Source organism: Christiangramia lutea (assembly GCF_022489035.1).
Taxonomy (GTDB): Bacteria; Bacteroidota; Bacteroidia; order Flavobacteriales; family Flavobacteriaceae; genus Christiangramia; species Christiangramia lutea.
Genome location: NZ_JAKVTV010000001.1, coordinates 471799 through 490905, shown reverse-complemented (window position 1 = coordinate 490905; position 19107 = coordinate 471799). Strand labels below are relative to the sequence as shown.

General features: G+C 39.8%; 15 protein-coding genes. 10 read left to right on the top strand and 5 right to left on the bottom strand.

The window, feature by feature from the left end; all coding sequences use genetic code 11:
- The first annotated feature begins 101 nt into the window (after positions 1–101).
- The gene (locus ML462_RS02195; protein ID WP_240712094.1) at positions 102–2444 is read left to right on the top strand and encodes a PAS domain S-box protein; all 2343 of its coding nucleotides are present in this window, start codon (positions 102–104) and stop codon (positions 2442–2444) included.
- A complete protein-coding gene (locus ML462_RS02190) occupies positions 2441–2854 on the top strand; it encodes a response regulator (protein ID WP_240712093.1) in 414 nt (137 codons plus the stop codon). The genes ML462_RS02195 and ML462_RS02190 overlap by 4 nt, the downstream gene beginning before the upstream one ends.
- Before the next feature lie 32 nt (positions 2855–2886).
- On the opposite strand, the gene ML462_RS02185 is transcribed toward ML462_RS02190, so the two are convergent.
- From ML462_RS02185 to ML462_RS02175, 3 genes are all read right to left on the bottom strand, one after another.
- Positions 2887–3216 carry a hypothetical protein gene (locus ML462_RS02185; RefSeq protein WP_240712092.1) on the bottom strand — a complete coding sequence of 110 codons (330 nt, stop codon included), beginning with the start codon at positions 3214–3216 and terminating at the stop codon, positions 2887–2889.
- 132 nt (positions 3217–3348) lie between these two features.
- Positions 3349–3966, bottom strand: coding sequence for a metallophosphatase domain-containing protein (locus tag ML462_RS02180; RefSeq protein ID WP_240712091.1), 618 nt, complete (start codon positions 3964–3966; stop codon positions 3349–3351).
- Positions 3967–4052: 86 nt separating this feature from the next.
- Positions 4053–4268 carry a hypothetical protein gene (locus ML462_RS02175; RefSeq protein ID WP_240712090.1) on the bottom strand — a complete coding sequence of 72 codons (216 nt, stop codon included), beginning with the start codon at positions 4266–4268 and terminating at the stop codon, positions 4053–4055.
- Between the two features lie 184 nt (positions 4269–4452).
- On the opposite strand from ML462_RS02175, the gene ML462_RS02170 reads away from it, so the two are divergent.
- Positions 4453–5985, top strand: coding sequence for a hypothetical protein (locus tag ML462_RS02170; protein ID WP_240712089.1), 1533 nt, complete (start codon positions 4453–4455; stop codon positions 5983–5985).
- Here ML462_RS02170 and ML462_RS02165 read toward each other — a convergent pair.
- Positions 5982–6809: a universal stress protein gene (locus ML462_RS02165; protein WP_240712088.1), complete on the bottom strand. Its 828-nt coding sequence runs from the start codon at positions 6807–6809 to the stop codon at positions 5982–5984. The genes ML462_RS02170 and ML462_RS02165 overlap by 4 nt on opposite strands.
- 250 nt (positions 6810–7059) lie before the next feature.
- On the opposite strand from ML462_RS02165, the gene rimP reads away from it, so the two are divergent.
- Genes rimP through infB form a run of 3 tightly spaced genes read left to right on the top strand, consistent with a single transcriptional unit; the run spans position 7060 to position 11564 of the window.
- Positions 7060–7521: a ribosome assembly cofactor RimP gene (gene rimP, locus ML462_RS02160; RefSeq protein ID WP_240712087.1), complete on the top strand. Its 462-nt coding sequence runs from the start codon at positions 7060–7062 to the stop codon at positions 7519–7521.
- Positions 7522–7533: 12 nt separating this feature from the next.
- A complete protein-coding gene (nusA, locus tag ML462_RS02155) occupies positions 7534–8766 on the top strand; it encodes a transcription termination factor NusA (RefSeq protein ID WP_240712086.1) in 1233 nt (410 codons plus the stop codon).
- Positions 8767–8819: 53 nt separating this feature from the next.
- Positions 8820–11564, top strand: coding sequence for a translation initiation factor IF-2 (gene infB, locus ML462_RS02150; protein ID WP_240712085.1), 2745 nt, complete (start codon positions 8820–8822; stop codon positions 11562–11564).
- Positions 11565–11633: 69 nt separating this feature from the next.
- On the opposite strand, the gene ML462_RS02145 is transcribed toward infB, so the two are convergent.
- Positions 11634–12023 carry an SPOR domain-containing protein gene (locus ML462_RS02145; protein ID WP_240712084.1) on the bottom strand — a complete coding sequence of 130 codons (390 nt, stop codon included), beginning with the start codon at positions 12021–12023 and terminating at the stop codon, positions 11634–11636.
- 226 nt (positions 12024–12249) lie between these two features.
- Here ML462_RS02145 and ML462_RS02140 point away from each other — a divergent pair, with 226 nt between their 5' ends.
- From ML462_RS02140 to ML462_RS02125, 4 genes are read left to right on the top strand one after another with little or no spacing between them, the layout of a single operon-like run.
- The gene (locus ML462_RS02140; protein ID WP_240712083.1) at positions 12250–13611 is read left to right on the top strand and encodes a c-type cytochrome; all 1362 of its coding nucleotides are present in this window, start codon (positions 12250–12252) and stop codon (positions 13609–13611) included.
- Between the two features lie 48 nt (positions 13612–13659).
- A complete protein-coding gene (locus tag ML462_RS02135) occupies positions 13660–16722 on the top strand; it encodes a TAT-variant-translocated molybdopterin oxidoreductase (protein ID WP_240712082.1) in 3063 nt (1020 codons plus the stop codon).
- A 35-nt stretch (positions 16723–16757) separates the two neighbouring features.
- Complete coding sequence (gene nrfD, locus ML462_RS02130) at positions 16758–18572, top strand: NrfD/PsrC family molybdoenzyme membrane anchor subunit (RefSeq protein WP_240712081.1); 1815 nt, start codon at positions 16758–16760, stop codon at positions 18570–18572.
- Between the two features lie 5 nt (positions 18573–18577).
- A complete protein-coding gene (locus ML462_RS02125; RefSeq protein WP_240712080.1) occupies positions 18578–19099 on the top strand; it encodes a DUF3341 domain-containing protein in 522 nt (173 codons plus the stop codon).
- The last annotated feature ends 8 nt before the right edge of the window (positions 19100–19107 follow it).

The window sequence follows — 19107 nt, the reverse complement described above, 5'->3', positions numbered from 1 at the left end:
TAGTGTTAATACTGAAACCAATAGGTTGGCTGTTCGAAATTATTTAAACTATATTTACCATCCCTAAATCTAGTTGCCATTTGAAAAAATGGTGAATTAAAGTGAATGACCCTGATATGAGCCCTACTTCTTCCAGGAAACCAAAATTGGTTGGTCTGCTGGCAGCAATTTTCTTCTTTGCGCTGGGATTCTTCATGCTTTGGCAGCGCTACCAGATCCTTCTCGAAACCAGGGATAGAGAAATGACCGGAATTATAAATGTGGTAGAAAAGAATATAGACCAGTCTTTAAAATACAGTTATTCCGCAGCTCTTTCGCTTGCTCTTCAGATAGACCGGGATGGTAAGATCAAGGATTTTGAAAGGATCGCTTCAGAACTGGTAGATGAAAATCCAAATATTGATGCGGTGCAAATGGTTCCGGCCGGGGTGATCTCCCAGGTTTATCCCTACGAGGAAAACAAGGATGTGATTGGATATAATATTTTAAAAGATCCAACCCGAAATCAGGAAGCTTATATAGCTATTGATAGTCGAAAAATGTTCTTTGCAGGACCGCTTGAATTAAGACAGGGCGGTTTGGCGATCGTGGGACGACTTCCCGTTTTTATTGAAAATGAATTTTGGGGCTTTTCTGCAGTGCTTATAAAATTTAAAAATCTTATAGATCAATCGGGGGTTGAACAGCTAGCTACAGATAAATATCGATTCCAGTTTTCTAAGATTGATCCCGTGGGTGGAAAAGAAGAATTCTTTCTGGGTGATTCCAAGAACCTGGATAAATCCTATTCAGAAGAGATATTAATGCCAGATGGTGACTGGAGGATCTACATAATTCCCACAGAGCCCCATCAGCCTTTAAATGCTGTAATTCCCGTAGCTTTTCTAATTCTCTTAATGTCGGCTGCCCTGGGATGGATTATTTATAATACCATGAAGCAACCAGCAATTCTAGCGGCAAAAGTCAGGAAACAGGCTGGAGAGCTTGCAAAAAGTGAACTTCAGTTCAGGGCTATCTTTAACCAGGCGGCTATTGGAATGGCCAGAGTAGACTCCAATTCCGGACTTATCCTTGAAACCAATAAAAAGTTTCAGCAATTACTGGGATATTCAAATTCTGAACTGGTGTATATGGAACATACCAATATTTCATATTCTGAAGATAAAGACGAGAATATTCAGCTTATGAATAAGTTGAGAAACACTGAAATAAGAGAATATAATCTCAAAAAAAGGCTGGTTAGGAAAGACGGAGAGATCATCTGGATAAAATTGAATGTTTCTGCGTTATGGTCTGAAGGGGAAAAAGCCACCTCGCATATTGCTCTGGTAGAGGATATTTCGGCCCGGGTTAAGGCACAGAAAGAACGAGCCGAAAATGAAAGACGTTTTCGATCACTAGTTGAGAATTCGAGTGAAGTAATTCTAATTATCGACTCCAATGGTTTTACAAGATATTCTTCACCATCTCTTGAAAGAATCACGGGATATAAGGAGCTGCTTGTTGCCGAAAACGAGATCTTTTCTCTTATTCATCCGGCAGATTCTTCCATCCTTATTGAGAAATTCAAAGAGTGCCGGGATAATCCCGGAGTTGCATTTCCAGGTATTAAAATGAGGCTTCAAACAAAATGCGTGAAATATATCTGGGTGGAAGCTACCATAACCAATCTTACCCTCGATAAAAGTATTGGTGGTTATGTGGTTAATTTCAGGGATATTACTGGAAAGCAGGAAGCAGAATTAAATCTGGTAAGATCTTATGATTTTGTGATGGAGCAGAACAAAAGATTATTGAATTTTGCTTATATCGTTTCTCATAATCTCAGGTCACACTCCAGTAACCTGGAGTCCATTCTTGAATTATATGGCATTGAAGAATGTGAAAAGGAAAGGAAGAATTATATTTCTCTCCTGCATAATGTTTCCAGGAATTTAGATGAATCTCTGCATGATCTTAATGAAGTGGTGTCCATAAATAATAATCTTGATATCAATGTGGAAACCCTGCAGGTCTCAGATTATCTTGAAAAGACATTGGAGGTGCTGCAATTGCAGATCAAAAGGAAAAACGTAAGAATAAAATCGCAGGTGCCTCAGGATATGAAGATCATTTTTAATGCCTCCTATTTGGAAAGTATCTTGCTGAATTTTCTAACGAATGCTATCAGGTACAGCCATCCAGATCGTGATCCCGAGATATCTGTTAAGGGCTATATGCAAAATTCATCCTGGGTTTTGGAGATTTCTGATAATGGGATTGGAATAGACCTGAAAAAGCATGGAGATAAAGTATTCGGGCTTTATAAAACCTTCACAGATCGAAAGGATTCAAGGGGAGTTGGTCTATTTATTACCAAGAATCAGATAAATGCCATGGGAGGAAAGGTGGCTGTAGAAAGTGAACCCGGAATTGGATCAACCTTTAAAGTTTTATTCAAATGATAAAAAGTGTTTGGGTTATAGATGATGATGAGATTTATCAGATGATTATTAAAAAACTGATAGGCAGATCTCAAGCTTTTGACGAAGAACATTACTATAAATGCGTGCTCGATGTATTTAAAGACCTGGAGAGTCCAGATTTCCAATTGCCAGACGTTATTTTTCTGGATATAAATATGCCGCAGATGGACGGCTGGCAATTTATAGAAAGGTTGAGGGAGCTATGTCCAGATCTTTCTGCAAAATGTAATATTTATATTGTCTCTTCTTCTATCGCCTATTCAGATAAGGAAAGAGCAAAGAAGTATCCTGAAATTTCCAATTTTCTATCGAAGCCTGTTTCTGTAGAAGTTATTACAGAAATAGCAGAGGCTGTAAATAAGAAAACCCGGTGTAGGGACCAGGCTTAGATTAGTAGTTAGTATCAAGAATTTAAAATTCTTTAGGCTGCTGAAATTACATTATAATGAATCAGTAGACTTTGGTAAAAGAACAGACTTTTTTCGTCATTTTTAAGACAGGACTTTAAAAAGCGTTCTATATCCTGACATTCAAAAGTGATATTAGTGTATTTTTTCTGACCTACCGGAAGCTTAAGATCTATTGTTTGTTCAGTATAATTAATAGTAACATGCTTAGCTTCGAAATACTTCTTAATGATGGCGCGGTGCATCATCTGGAAATTTGAATTTTCCAAGTCTTTATTAGAAATACTGTAGGATATAAGATTTTTGACTTCGTCAAGGATCTCAGGTGAAGTAATTCTTTTCATAGTTTTCTTTTTCATCATTACTGAGCCGCTAAGTTACTATCAGACAGTATAAAAGCTGTTAAAGAAATTGTAATACTTTCATCCTTAATAAAGATTTAACTTCATGCTGATTTTTCTAAAGATTACGTGAAATCAAAAATCGATAATGACTGGAGAATGCATGATACGCATACGTTCATCTAGGATAGACAGGTTAAAATACTTTATCCCATTCTGTTTTGTAGAGCCTGATGCATTATGAACATGTCCAAACAAATGTAATTTAGGCTGAACAAGTGGTAATACTTGAGTTAATTCTTCACAACCTAAACTAAGTCCGCTGTCTATTTCGTCCAGAATTCCATAGGGGGGAGTATGCGTTATTAAGATATCTGTATCATCTGGAATTAAATTCCAGTGCTCCCTAATCTTTTTTCCCCTTTCACGGTTAAAGGCCCAGTTTTCCATTCCCGGAGTTACCGGAGAGCCCCAGAATTTAATTCCGTTAATAATAATTTCCTGGTCAACAAGCAGGTGAATGTTTTCTGGGATGTTTCCCAAATTCTCTGGTTTTTCGAAATAGAAATCATGATTGCCGGGAACGAGGATCTTAGTTTTATGAGGAAGGGTGGAAAACCACTCGAGGAATTTTTTAGTCTCATTAATAGTACCGCCGTCTGTGCAGTCGCCAGCATGTATTACGATGTCTCCTTCCGGAATGGGTATATTTTGATGTTCATTATGCGTATCAGCAAGGCAGATTAGCCTCATAGGTTTCTGGTTGAAATGGATGGTAAAATAAATAAAAAAATCCGTTGATGACGTCAACGGATTGTGGTATAACTATTTTAAAAAATCTATTCTTCTTTTTCGTCGGCCTGAATTTCCATCAAAACCCTGTCTGTAGGTAATATTCTATTGATAGTTTTTAGCATTCCAAAAGCGATGATCGCCGCGGTGAAGGCGAAAAATAGGAATTTGATCAATAAACTTTCACTTACCACCAAACTGTAAAAACCAAGAAATATCTCAGCGATTACAAACAAAACTTTTATTCCTACTTTTAAAATCATTTTTTCTTTTTGAACTGTTCAAATATAACATCCAAATACCGGACCATAATGCTGCTTAAGCTGGTTTGACAGAAATTTAACTATGTGAACTTCTCTCTTACAATCTTTTAAGTTAAAAAATCTTAAACGGCCGTTGGAGAACTTTACGAAATTGTAAATTGAACATTATAAATCTATTTCAAACTTGAATAAAACTACTAAGCTAACCATTGGAATCCTGTCTGCACTGGCAGTTGCGGCAATAGCCTTGATCATTCTAAATAATTATCTCGAAAATAGGATCACCAAAGCACTGGAAGATAATCTGAAAGGGACAAATGCAGTTTACGATAAGGTAGATGTAAATCTCCTTAGTCGAAAGGCAGAAATAATTAAGCCTTTCGTTGAAATAAAAGATAAGACCTTAAAGGTAGATGCTATAAGTTTGAACGATATACATCTCTGGGATTATATAAGTAATAAAGATATCGTAATCGGGGAACTTAAGATCTCCAATCCTGTGGTCAAGTTCTATAATTCCGATAGAAATTCTAAGGATACTTTAAAATCGTCTGAAAATAAGAAATCTTCGAAATTCCAGAATAAAGTACTTGTGAAGAGGGTTAGTGTAGAACAGGGTAGTTTCCAGATCTTTGAGAACGATAGTTCAGAACACCGGTTGTTTACAAAGATCAATTCTATCAACCTCGAACAGGTTCGGATTAATTCTGAAACTTTAAAGGAATCTATTCCATTTAATTATGAGCTTATCCTATTAAAGGCAGACAGTCTTTTTTACGATCTGGATAAGCAGCACGAGCTTGCCGTTGGTGATCTTGAAATCGATAATAATAAGGTGAAAATTACTGAATTCCAGATCATTCCTAAATATTCGCGCGCAGGTCACCAGGAGACCATTAAAGTAGAAAAGGATCGTTATGAATTAGCGATAGATTCTATTTTAATGAACGATTTGAACTGGGGCGTACAAAATGATTCTTTGAAATTTGAAAATCCTGTGACCCGGATCAAAAATGCAGATTTCAGGATTTATCGAAGTAAACTGCCTCCAGATGATACTGGGTTCAAACCCATGTATAGTGAAATGATTAGAAAAATGCCTATTCTATTGGAGCTGGACAGTATACAAATCTCAAATTCCTATATAAAGTATGAAGAGCAGGTTCAGGCAGATCGCGTTCCTGGCATGGTGGAATTTTCAAACCTCAATATAAGTATGTCTAATCTTACCAATATTGGTCTTGATCGAAATGATTTTCCTAAAACCCGGGTGAAGGCCAACACCGATTTTATGAAAACTTCACCCCTGGAAATAGACTGGGAATTTGATATTAGCAACCGGGAAGACAGATTTCAAATTACCGGAAGTTTAGGTGCTCTGGCTGCCAGCGAGATGAATAGATTCTTGAAGGCAGGTATGAATGTTGAAGCCAGTGGGGAGATCTCTAGTATGTATTTCAATTTTTACGGGAACGCCAACCAGGCCCAGGGAGAAATGAGGTTAGATTACAACGATTTCAAAGTTGAAGTGTTGAGGAAGGATAGGGAAAAGAAAAATAAGATAATCTCAGCACTGGCAAATCTTATCGTTCGCAATGATACCGAAAACAGGAAAGTTCATTATAAAGAGATAAAATATACCAGAGATGAAACCAGGTCTTTCTGGAATTATCTATGGAACTTAATTAAAAATGGAGCTTTGAAATCCTTTCTTTAGATCTTGAAGGTGATAACCGGCCGATTAGAATGATTCACCAGGTCCTCACTTATACTCCCATTAAAGAAATGGGCCAGGCCTTTCCTGCCATGTGTTCCAATACCAATTAAGCCTGCATTCATTATCTTGGCAAAATTCAGAATTCCCTGTTCCACGCTTATGTCATTATATATATGAACCTTGTAATTGTTCGTTTTAAGATCTTTGGTATAAACCTTCAGCCTTTTATGGGCTTCCTCGGTCGTGAGAAAGTCATTTGGAGTATTCACGAAAAGAATATGAAGGGTGGCTTTTAGGGAGTGTGCAAAGGTATCTGCTTTCGCAAGAATGTCTATTTGTGATTCACTGGCATCTGTGGCAAAGATGAAATTATCGATCTGAAATTCTGGGATTTCGTTCTTGATCACTAGCACAGGAATATTGGAATACCTAACTACTTTTTCTGTATTAGAACCAATGAACATTTCCCTAAAACCACTGGCGCCATGAGAGCCCATAACTATAAGGTCACATTTTTTTTCTTTGCCTATCTCCATGATCCCGTCAAAAGCACGATGAAATTCTACGGTTTCATATACTTTAATACCTTGCAGATATGGCTCTTTCATGATCTTGGCAAAGCGCTGATGAGCAAGTTTCATAAAGAAAATTGCCTCAGGCATGTTCTGGCTGCTACCGCCTACCGGATCAATTAACTGAAGTGGCAATTCCAGCATGTGAAGCAGGTAGATCTCACCATTAAATTTTCTTGCAAGTTGCGCGGCTACTTTCAAAGCCTTTTCAGCCTGATCGCTGAAATCGGTTGGAACGAGAATATTTTTCATGACTGAAGTTAAAAGCTTAAAAACTAATGCTTTACTAAAATTACAAAGAATATTTAATCTGGTCTTAATTAATTCCTTTTTTATGGTCTTTATAGATGTCTAATAAGTGACTCTATCTTGGAAGTGAATATAGAATAAGTCATTTCATTTAAAATCACGTTTTTATACTTGGAAAATATTGCTATATTTGCAGCGTTGAAACTAAAAAAAGTACAGCGAGGGGACAGGAGTCCCCTCTTTTTATAAACATATGCTGAAGGAGAAGGTAGAAAAGTTAGCAGAGAAGGCATTTGAAGAAAATAATTCATTATTTTTAATCAGCCTTGACGTGAACTCCGCCAATCATATCAAAATTGTTTTGGACGGAGACAAGGGAGTTTCAGTAAATGACTGTATAACAGTGAGTCGTGCCATTGAGCACAATCTGGATAGGGATGAAGAGGATTTTTCCCTGGAGGTCACTTCGGCCGGGGTTTCTGAACCTCTCTTAATGCCGAGACAATTCAAAAAGAATATAGGTCGCAGGTTAAAGGTGAAGACAGAGAATGAAAAGTTCGAAGGTGAGCTAATATCTGCAGATGATAATGAAATAAAGCTTTCATGGAAAGCGAGAGAGCCAAAACCTGTAGGTAAGGGGAAGGTGACAGTTCAGAAAGAGGCGGTTTTGCCTTATACTGAAATTGTGGAAGCAAAAGTTAAAATAACATTTTAATCACAAATTGATATGGAAAATATCGCGTTGATTGAGTCATTCTCAGAGTTTAAAGACGATAAACTTATAGATCGTGTAACCTTGATGGCGATCCTGGAGGATGTTTTTAGAAATGCTTTAAAGAAAAAGTATGGAGAAGACGATAATTTTGATATTATTGTAAACCCTGATAAAGGGGATCTCGAGATCTGGAGAAACCGAATTGTGGTGGCCGATGGCGAAGTGGAGGATTCTAACAGAGAGATATCTCTTACTCAGGCCAGAAAGATCGAGCCCGATTTTGAGGTTGGGGAAGATGTTTCAGAAGAAGTGAAGCTTGTAGACCTTGGTAGGAGAGCGATTTTGGCACTACGCCAAAATCTTATCTCTAAGATCCATGAGCATGACAATACGAATATTTACAAGCAGTTTAAAGATCTTGAAGGAGAGATTTATACTGCTGAAGTTCATCATATAAGGCATAGAGCTATTATTCTTCTTGATGATGAAGGTAATGAGATCGTGCTTCCAAAAGACCGCCAGATTCCTTCAGATTTCTTCCGAAAAGGAGAAAATGTAAGGGGAATTATAGAAAGCGTCGAATTAAAAGGTAACAAACCAACTATTATAATGTCCAGAACCGCTCCCGGTTTCCTTGAGAAGTTATTCGAACAGGAGATTCCAGAGGTTTTTGATGGTTTAATTACGATCAAAAAAGTAGTGCGAGTTCCTGGAGAAAAAGCGAAAGTTGCGGTAGATTCTTACGACGATAGGATAGACCCGGTTGGAGCATGTGTTGGTATGAAAGGTTCCAGGATTCACAGTATTGTACGTGAATTGGGGAACGAAAATATAGATGTGATCAATTTCACCAATAATGAGCAGTTATTTATCACGCGGGCGCTAAGTCCTGCGAAAATAACTTCCATTAAAATGGACGAAGAGGCTAAAACTGCTGAGGTTATGCTGAAGCCTGAAGAAGTTTCTAAAGCGATTGGTCGTGGAGGGCATAATATTAGATTAGCTGGTCAGCTGACGGGTTATGAGATTGATGTTTATCGTGAAGGTGTAGAGGAAGATGTTGAATTAAAAGAATTTACAGACGAAATTGAAGATTGGGTGATCGCCGAATTTTCAAAAATAGGTCTGGATACAGCGAAAGCTGTTTTAGAGCAGGATGTAGATGATCTTGTTCGTCGTACAGATCTGGAGGAAGAAACCATTAAAGATGTAATGGCCGTGCTTCGTTCAGAATTTGAAGAATAATAGATTTATAGAATACAGAATACATTAAAAGAGGTTAATTTAGAGGGCAATTTATGGCAGAAGCGAAAACAACGCGATTAAATAAAGTTCTACGTGAGTTCAATATCTCGTTAGACAGGGCTGTGGAATATCTTAATTCCAAAGGCTACGAGATAGACGCACGTCCAACTACCAAGATCTCGGGAGAAATCTACGAGGTGCTTTCTGACGAGTTTGAAACCGACAAAAGTAAAAAGAGAGCTTCTAAAGAAGTTGGTGAAGAGCGTAAGAAAGAGAAGGAAGAGCTGCGCAAAGAGATCGAAGAGAAGCGCAAGGCTGAAGAAGAGGAGAAGAAGGAGAAGGAAGAAGAGTCTGTTTCTGCCCGTGCTAAGCTTGAAGGTCCTAAAACCGTTGGTAAAATAGATCTGGATAGTAAACCAGGAGAAAAGCCTAAAAAGGAAGAAGCCGCCCCTAAGGAAGAAGCTAAAGAAGCTCCAGCTGAAAAACCTGTCGAAAAAGCTGAGGAGGTCAAGGAAGAAAAATCTGCGGCGAAAGCTGAGGAAAATAAAGAATCACCTAAGAAAGAAGATAGTAAGCCTGATACCAAGAAGGAAGAGCCGAAGAAAGAAGAGGCTGCTTCTGAAGAAGAAGTTAAGGAAGAATCAAGTACTATCGAAACTAAGTATACTAAGCTTAGTGGACCTAATTTTACTGGTAAGAAGATCGATCTTTCGCAATTCAAAAAGCCTGTTAAGAAAAAGGATGAGAAGAAAGACGATAAGAAAGATGATAAAGACAAGCGCAAAAAACGTCGCCGCCGCATTAGTAAAGATGTGAAAGGTGGAGGTGGAAACCAGCGTGGAGGCCAGAAAGGTGGTAAAAGAAGAAGTAAACCTATTACTAAGGAGGAACCTACCGAAGAAGAAGTACAAAAGCAAGTGCGTGAAACACTTGAAAAACTTCAGGGGAAATCTTCTAAAGGTAAGGGTGCGAAATATAGAAGAGAGAAAAGAGATCAACACCGTCAAAGATCTGAGCAGGATCTTGCACAGCAGGAGTCTGACGAAAAGATCTTAAAGGTAACAGAATTCGTTACGGTAAGTGAAGTGGCTACTATGATGGACGTATCTGTAACTCAGGTGATCTCGGCATGTATGTCTCTTGGAATGATGGTGACCATGAACCAGCGTCTGGATGCTGAAACTTTAAGCATCGTTGCAGAAGAGTTTGGTTACGAAGTAGAATTCACTACGGCAGATGTTGAAGAAACGGTAGAAGAAGTAGAGGAAAATCCGGAAGATCTTGAAACAAGAGCTCCAATTGTTACCGTGATGGGTCACGTAGACCATGGTAAAACTTCCTTGCTGGATTATGTTCGTAAAGAGAATGTGATCGCAGGTGAAAGTGGTGGAATTACACAGCATATTGGTGCTTACGGAGTGAAGCTTGAAGGCGGGCAAAAAATTGCCTTCCTGGATACACCGGGTCACGAAGCCTTTACGGCGATGCGTGCTCGTGGTGCTCAGGTTACAGATATCGCGATTATCGTGATTGCAGCAGACGATGATGTAATGCCTCAAACAAAAGAGGCGATCTCTCACGCCCAGGCGGCAGGAGTTCCGATCATCTTTGCGATCAACAAATCTGATCTTCCTACAGCGAATCCTGAAAAGATTAAAGAGAAACTTGCTTCTATGGATCTTCTTGTTGAAGACTGGGGTGGTAAAATTCAATCTCATGATATTTCAGCTAAAACTGGAGCTGGTGTTAAAGAATTACTTGAAAAAGTACTTCTTGAGGCTGAGATCCTGGAATTGCAGGCAAATCCTAATAAACTGGCAAAAGGTACTGTAGTGGAGGCGTTCCTTGATAAAGGGCGTGGATACGTTGCGACAATACTTGTACAGGCTGGTACACTTAAAGTTGGTGATTATGTACTTGCAGGTCGCCATAGTGGTAAGGTAAAAGCTATGCACGATGAGCGTGGAAATGAGGTGAAGGAAGCTGGTCCATCTACACCGGTGTCGATCTTAGGTCTTGATGGTGCGCCACAGGCCGGGGATACTTTCAAGGTGATGGAAGATGAGCGTGAAGCTAAAGATATCGCAGCTAGACGTACTCAGTTACAACGTGAGCAGAATGTTAGAACTCAGCGTCACATTACTCTTGATGAAATTGGTAGACGTATCGCTCTAGGTGACTTTAAAGAGCTTAATATTATCCTTAAAGGTGATGTGGATGGTTCTGTGGAAGCTCTTACAGATTCCTTCCAGAAACTATCTACGGAAGAGATACAGGTGAACATCATCCACAAAGGAGTTGGTGCGATCACCGAAAGTGATGTGTTACTTGCTTCGGCTTCAGATGCGGTAATTATCGGATTTAACGTTCGTCCTGCCGGAAATGCCAGAATGGTGGCTGATAAGGAAGAGATTGATATTAGAACTTACTCTATCATTTATGATGCAATCAATGATCTGAAAGATGCGATGGAAGGTATGTTGTCTCCAGAGCTTAAAGAGGAGATTACTGGTACCGCTGAGATCAGAGAGACATTTAAGATCTCTAAGATCGGAACCATTGCAGGTTGTATGGTGACTTCAGGAACTATTTACAGAAGTGCCGGAGTTCGTTTAATTAGAGACGGCGTGGTTGTTTACACTGGTGAACTTGCTTCGCTGAAACGTTTCAAGGACGATGTTAAAGAAGTGAAGAAAGGTTATGACTGTGGTATCCAGGTCAAGAATTATAATGATATTAAAGAGGGAGATGTGATTGAAGCCTTTAGAGAGGTGGAGGTTAAGAAAACTCTGAAATAATTATCAGATTGTATATAAAAGAAAATCCCGCCGAAAGCGGGATTTTTTTATTTGTAATATTTAGATTTTTTATTTTCTCTGAGGCTTGGGAATAAAGGCAGCTGGGAAATTCTCCTTGATTCTTAGTAAAGCCCTGTCTGCTTCCAGTCGGTTTCTGAAGTTGCCTACCCATACCTTGTAATTTGGAGCTTCGTAGGTGATCTGCGAAGTGTAAGAATACAGGTCCCGGTATTTTTGGATCACCTCATTGGCCTCACCGTTATCGCCATAGAATAATTGAATCACATACCGGTCGCGAATCTGGTTGTTTTTGTTCAATTCGGTTTTCACATCCATCAACTTCTCGATCTTCTCATTTTGTTGAATGTTCACATTTCCTTGCTGGGCTATCATTTCCTGTTGAGAAAAAAATAGAAAAGCGCCGAAAGTAAATAGAAGCAGGGATTTTGGTTTTCTCATAGTATTTTGGCTTTTTGACAAATGTAAAATTAAATAACTTAAACAGGTTATAATTTATTATTTAGAACTAATATAAATTAACCATTAACACTTCTGTAAGATTCCTAAAATCGTCTATAAGTATTACTTTTGTGCCTGAATTTAAAGGTACCTTTTTAGGTTTTTAGCCCTAAAATACTGAGTGTAAAAACCGTACCAAAGTTTAGACGTTAATCGAACTTATAATATGAAAAAGGTGATTTTCCGCCATTCAACTTCGCGACAACTACTATTAAGCGTAGCATTTTTATTTACTTTCACCCTATCTGGGTTTTCGCAAGATCAGGCGGCGCAGGATACTACTGCTCAGGCTGAATCTGGCCAGGAAACCGAAGCTTCGGCAGAAGCCAGTGCTTCGAGTTTAGGTGATCCTGCTGCAGGTAAGGAATTGTTTAATTCTCTGTGTGCGGCATGTCATAAGCCGTACTCGAATTCTATTGGTCCTGCTCTTCATGGGGTGACAGATAGACGTGACATGGACTGGATCCATGAATGGATTAAAAATTCTGCTGCCTTAATTGCTAGTGGTGATGCTGAGGCTAACGCGATCTACGAAGAGTGGAACCAGACGGCGATGCCTGCTTTTCCCCAGTTAAGCGATGGTGATATTAATAATATTCTTGCATATGTAGAGCAACCAAAACCTGAGCCGCAAGCGGCTGCTGGTGGTGCTGCCGGTGAGGCTGGAGCTTCCGGTGGTTCTGGAGGGGTTTCTACAGATGTAATCCTTGGAATACTGGTATTTGTTCTGGCAATGCTGTTGTTAGTATTGTTCCTGGTTAATAAGACCTTAAGGAATTTTGCTGATGCTTCCGGAATTGTGATTCCTGAAAAGCCGAAAAGAAAGCCAATTCATAAAGCTTTTGTTGAAAATCAATTCCTTGTTCTTGTAAGTTCAATTATTGTTCTGCTGGCTGTTGGTTATTTTGCTTACGGGTGGATGATGCAGGTAGGTGTAGATAAAGGTTATCAGCCAATTCAGCCAATTCATTATTCTCACAGGATTCACGCAGGCGACAACCAGATTGAGTGTAAGTATTGTCACTCATCTGCTAGAACATCTAAACATTCAGGAATTCCTTCATTAAATGTTTGTATGAACTGTCACAAGGCAATTGCTGAAGTGGCTCCAGAAACTGCAACTGAAGAGTATTCCAAAGAATTTTACGATAACGAAATTGCGAAGCTATATGATGCAACCGGGTGGGATCCTGCGACAAGGACTTACTCAGGTGAAGAGAAACCTGTGAAATGGGTTCGTATTCATAATCTTCCAGACTTTGCTTACTTTAACCACTCTCAGCACGTAACTGTGGCGGGGATCGAATGTCAGAAATGTCACGGTCCTATCGAGGAGATGGAAATTGTATATCAAAATGCTCCTTTAACTATGGGGTGGTGTATTAACTGTCACCGTGAAACCAATATCAGGATCGAGGGTAACGAATATTACGAAAAGATCCACGAGGAGTTATCTAAAAAATATGGTGTAGAAGAACTTACTGCTGCTCAAATGGGCGGATTGGAATGTGGTAAGTGTCACTATTAAAATCCTGGATTTCAGGTATAAATTAAGAAGCTAATATCTAGATATAATATGTCATCAAACAAGAAATACTGGAAAAGTGTTGAAGAGCTAAATGAAAACAGCTCTGTTGTTGAGACGCTCCAACAAAAGGAATTTGCTGAGGAGATCCCGGTAGAGGACTTCCTTGGGGATAAAGAGAATCTTGGAGACTCTAAAACTTCAAGAAGAGATTTCCTTAAGTATGTTGGATTCAGTACAGCAGCGGCATCACTGGCTGCCTGCGAAGGCCCAGTGACCAAGTCTATTCCTTACGTGGTGCAACCTGAGAGGATTGTGCCAGGAGTTGCAAACTATTACGCATCTACGATCGCTGATGGTTTCGACTTCGCAAGCGTTTTGGTAAAAACTAGAGAGGGTCGTCCTATTAAAATTGAAAATAATGATCTTTCGAAGTTTAAAGGCGGCGTTAATGCTCGTGTGAATGCTTCGGTACTTTCATTGTATGATACAAAAAGGGTGAAGCGCCCAATGATTGAAGGGAGAAATGTTTCCTGGGAGGAATTTGACCGTGAGGTTTCTACTGCGCTGGATAATGCCAGTGGAGAAATTGTTCTTCTTACCCAGACATTTGCAAGTCCTTCAACTACAAAATTAATTCAGGAGTTTTCTTCAAAATATGGGAACGTTCGTCACGTAGTGTATGATACAGTTTCTGAAGATGCAGCTCTGAATGCTTTTGAAGCTAAATATGGTAAACGTGCACTTCCAAATTACGACTTCACGAAAATGAAGACTGTGGTTGGTGTTGGTGCAGATTTCCTTGCAGACTGGCAGGGAGGTGGATTTGATGCTGCCTATGCGAAGACAAGAATTCCAGAAAATGGAGATATGTCCCGCCATATTCAGTTTGAATCCAATATGTCTCTTACCGGGGCAAATGCAGATAAGCGTGTGCCTGTAACGCCATCCCAGCAAAAAGCTGTTATTTCAGCTTTAAGAGGTTATGTTGCTGGTGGTTCTTCAACGAGCGATCTGCCTGCAGAAATTGATGATGCTGTGGTAAAGGCGGCAAGACAATTAAGGGGAGCTGGTAGCGGTGCTGTGGTTGTTTGTGGTCTTCCAGATGATGAAGCTCAAAAATGGGCGTTGGAGATCAATGAGGCTTTGGGTAGCCGAGTGATGGATGCTTCGAATGCGAGGTTGATCCGTCAGGGTAACGGAGGTGATGTTGCTAAGTTGGTTGAAGATATGAATAATGGTAGTGTTGGTGCTCTTTTGATCGCCGGCCTTAACCCAGTTCATACATTGCCTAACGGAAAAGAATTCACTGAAGGTCTTAAGCAGGTTGAAACTGTAGTAGATTTTACTACCAGAACCGATGAGACTTCAAAATTAAGTAAATACGTAGCTGCTACTCCACATTACCTGGAGAGCTGGGGAGATATCCAATTCAGTGAGAAGTCCTTCAGCCTGATGCAGCCTACGATAAGACCTTTATTTGATACCAGACAATTTCAGGATGTAATTCTTAGATGGTCTGGTAATAATAAGTCTTATTACGATTATATTAAAGAAACCTGGTCTGCTGGGCTAGGTGACAGAAACTGGAGCGAAGTACTTCATGATGGAGTTTTTGAAGCTTCTTCGCCAGTGGCTATTGCAGATTCAGAAGGTTCAACTTCATCAAACATTTCATATAATATGAATGAAATGGAAGGTGACGGATTTGAGCTTACTTTATATACAAATACCGCGATAGGTGATGGTCAGCAGGCTAATAACCCTTGGTTGCAGGAATTACCAGATCCTCTTTCCAGAGCGAGCTGGGACAACTATGTGACTGTTTCTAAGGCTGATGCTGATGCCCTTGGTCTTGTAAATGAAAATGTAGCTAACGGTGGGCTTAACGGAAGTTATGTGAATCTTAGCGTTGGTGATTCGGTTGTTCAGAATGTGCCTGTTTATATCATGCCTGGTCAAGCGAAGGGATCGGTTGGTCTTGCGCTTGGTTACGGTAGAAAAGCTGGTGTTCAGTCTGAAATGCAAACCGGAGTGAATGCTTACCCGCTTTATAAGAACTTTAGTTCTGTTCAAAAGGTTAAGATTGAAAAAGCTGCCGGAATTCATGAATTCGCTTGTGTGCAGTTGCATAATACCTTAATGGGTAGAGGTGATATTATCAAGGAAACAAGCCTTGAGATATTTAATACCAAAGATGCTCATGTTTGGAACCATGTTCCTGAAGTATCTTTAGATCACCAGGAAACTCCGGTGACTTCTCCTGAAGTTGATATCTGGGAAAGTTTCGACAGGTCTACAGGGCCTCACTTCAACTTAAGTATAGATCTTAATGCCTGTACCGGTTGTGGAGCTTGTGTGATCGCATGTCATTCAGAAAACAACGTTCCTGTTGTTGGAAGAGAAGAAGTTAGAAAATCAAGAGATATGCACTGGTTGCGTATTGATAGATACTTCTCTTCTGAAGATAGCTTTACAGAAGATCTTGAAAAGAAAGAAAATATTGGTGGTCTTGGAAGTTCTCTTTCAGAATTTGGAGAGCTGGAGCAGGCGGCAGACAATCCTCAGGTTATTTTCCAGCCTGTAATGTGTCAGCACTGTAACCATGCGCCTTGTGAAACTGTTTGTCCTGTTGCGGCAACTTCACACGGTAGACAGGGTCAGAACCAAATGATCTATAATAGATGTGTGGGTACAAGATACTGTGCCAACAACTGTCCTTACAAAGTTCGTCGTTTCAACTGGTTCAACTATGCGAAGAACGATGAATTCGATTACCACATGAACAACGACCTTGGTAGAATGGTACTTAACCCAGATGTTACTGTACGTTCAAGAGGGGTTATGGAAAAATGTTCTATGTGTATTCAAAAAACTCAGAAGACCATTCTTGATGCGAAGCGTGAAGGAAGAACCATTGAAGATGGCGAATTCCAGACTGCATGTTCTGCTGCCTGTGATAAAGGAGCGATGGTCTTTGGAGATGTGAATAGCGAGGACTCGAAAATTCTTGAAAAGAAAAATGATGACAGGATGTATCATCTGCTTGAGTATTTAGGTACAAAACCAAACGTGATGTACCAGACAAAAGTTAGAAATACAACCGAAGCTTAATATAACGAATAACTAAGAATCAATCAGATAAGGATATGTCTCATTACGAAGCACCTATACGAAAGCCTCTAGTTACCGGGAACAAAAGCTATCACGATGTGACAGTTGATGTTGCTGCACCGGTTGAAGGAAGGGCTAATAAAACCTGGTGGATAGTTTTTGCTATTTCCCTTGTTGCCTTTCTTTGGGGTGTTGGATGTATAGTTTACACAATTTCTACAGGTATAGGTACCTGGGGATTAAATAAAACAGTAGGTTGGGCCTGGGATATTACCAACTTCGTATGGTGGGTAGGTATCGGTCACGCCGGTACGCTAATCTCTGCCGTGTTACTTTTATTCCGCCAGAAGTGGAGAATGGCGATTAACCGTTCTGCAGAGGCGATGACAATTTTCTCTGTAATGCAGGCGGGTCTTTTCCCATTAATTCACATGGGGCGTCCATGGCTGGCATACTGGGTACTTCCAATCCCAAACCAGTTTGGATCCCTATGGGTGAACTTTAACTCACCGCTTCTATGGGATGTATTTGCGATCTCGACGTATCTTTCGGTTTCACTGGTATTCTGGTGGACCGGGTTATTACCAGATTTCGCGATGATCCGTGATAGAGCGATAACGCCTTTTACAAAAAGAGTTTACGGAATACTATCTTTTGGATGGAGTGGACGTGCCAAAGACTGGCAGCGCTTTGAAGAAGTATCTCTGGTACTTGCAGGTCTTGCAACACCACTTGTACTTTCTGTTCATACCATCGTATCTTTTGACTTCGCAACTTCGGTAATCCCGGGATGGCATACCACCATTTTCCCTCCTTACTTCGTTGCGGGTGCGATCTTCTCCGGATTTGCTATGGTGAACACCTTGCTTATCATTATGAGAAAGGTTTCTAATCTTGAAGACTATATTACTATTCAGCATATCGAATTGATGAACATCGTGATCATGATCACAGGTTCTATCGTTGGTACTGCCTATATAACCGAGTTGGTGATCGCATGGTATTCAGGTGTTGAATACGAACAGTATGCATTCCTTAACAGGGCTACCGGACCTTACTGGTGGGCATACTGGAGTATGATGACCTGTAACGTATTTTCTCCACAGTTCATGTGGTTTAAGAAACTACGAACCAGTATCATGTTCTCTTTCTTTATTTCGATCGTGGTAAACATCGGGATGTGGTTTGAACGTTTCGTAATTATTGTGACTTCACTTCACCGTGATTACCTGCCATCTTCATGGACGATGTTCTCTCCAACATTTGTAGATATTGGAATTTTCATCGGAACTATTGGATTCTTCTTTGTATTGTTCCTTCTTTATGCCCGTTCGTTCCCAGTGATCGCTCAGGCAGAGGTGAAGACGATCCTTAAGGCTTCAGGAGAAAAGTATAAGAAATTAAGAGCCGAGCATGGTGATGATGTAAAGCATTACGATCCTCAGGCAGTAGGTAGAGATCCTAAAATGAATGACGAGACAGGTATTCATAAGAAGATAGAAGATACCGAGCATACCAGGAAAAAAGAGGCAGATCATCCTCACGAAGAAACTGTGAATGCCGACGGAATGGTGATTTCTGAAGTAACGAAAGATCGAATTGATGAGATGCTTTCAAGAATTGGAACTTACGATCCGAAAACTCAGGAGGCAGATGATCTTACAAAACTTAAGAATGTAGGGCCGCTACTTCAGCAGCATTTGCACCAGGTAGGTATTTATCTGTTCGACCAGGTAAGTAAGTTAACAGAAAAAGATTTTGATTTGCTGGATGAAGTGATCGAGAACTTCCCTATTGAAGAAAATAGAGAAGGATGGGTTGCTCAGGCAAACAAACTAAAAAATAAATAATCAGGATGGCATCTAAAGTTTTACACGCTATTTACAAAGATGACGATCTGCTTTTACAAGCCGTAAAACAGATTCGTGAAGCACGCTATCACATAGGGGAGATCTATTGTCCATTTCCCGTTCACGGACTAGATAAGGCAATGGGACTTGCTCCTACAAGATTAGCCATCACATCATTCCTATATGGACTGGTTGGTCTATCTGTAGCTGTTGCTATGATGAATTTTATCATGATAGAAGACTGGCCACAGGATATTGGTGGTAAGCCAAGTTTCAGTTTCTTCCAGAACATGCCGGCTTTTGTGCCAATTATGTTCGAATTAACTGTATTCTTTGCGGCTCACCTTATGGTAATCACTTTCTATATGAGAAGTAGATTGTGGCCATTCAAAAGTGCTGAGAACCCTGATGTAAGAACAACAGATGATGTTTTCCTTATGGAAGTGGATGCGGCAAATCATAATATCGATGACCTCACCGACTTTTTATACAAAACAGGTGCATCTGAAATTAAACTAATAGAATAATAATAGTG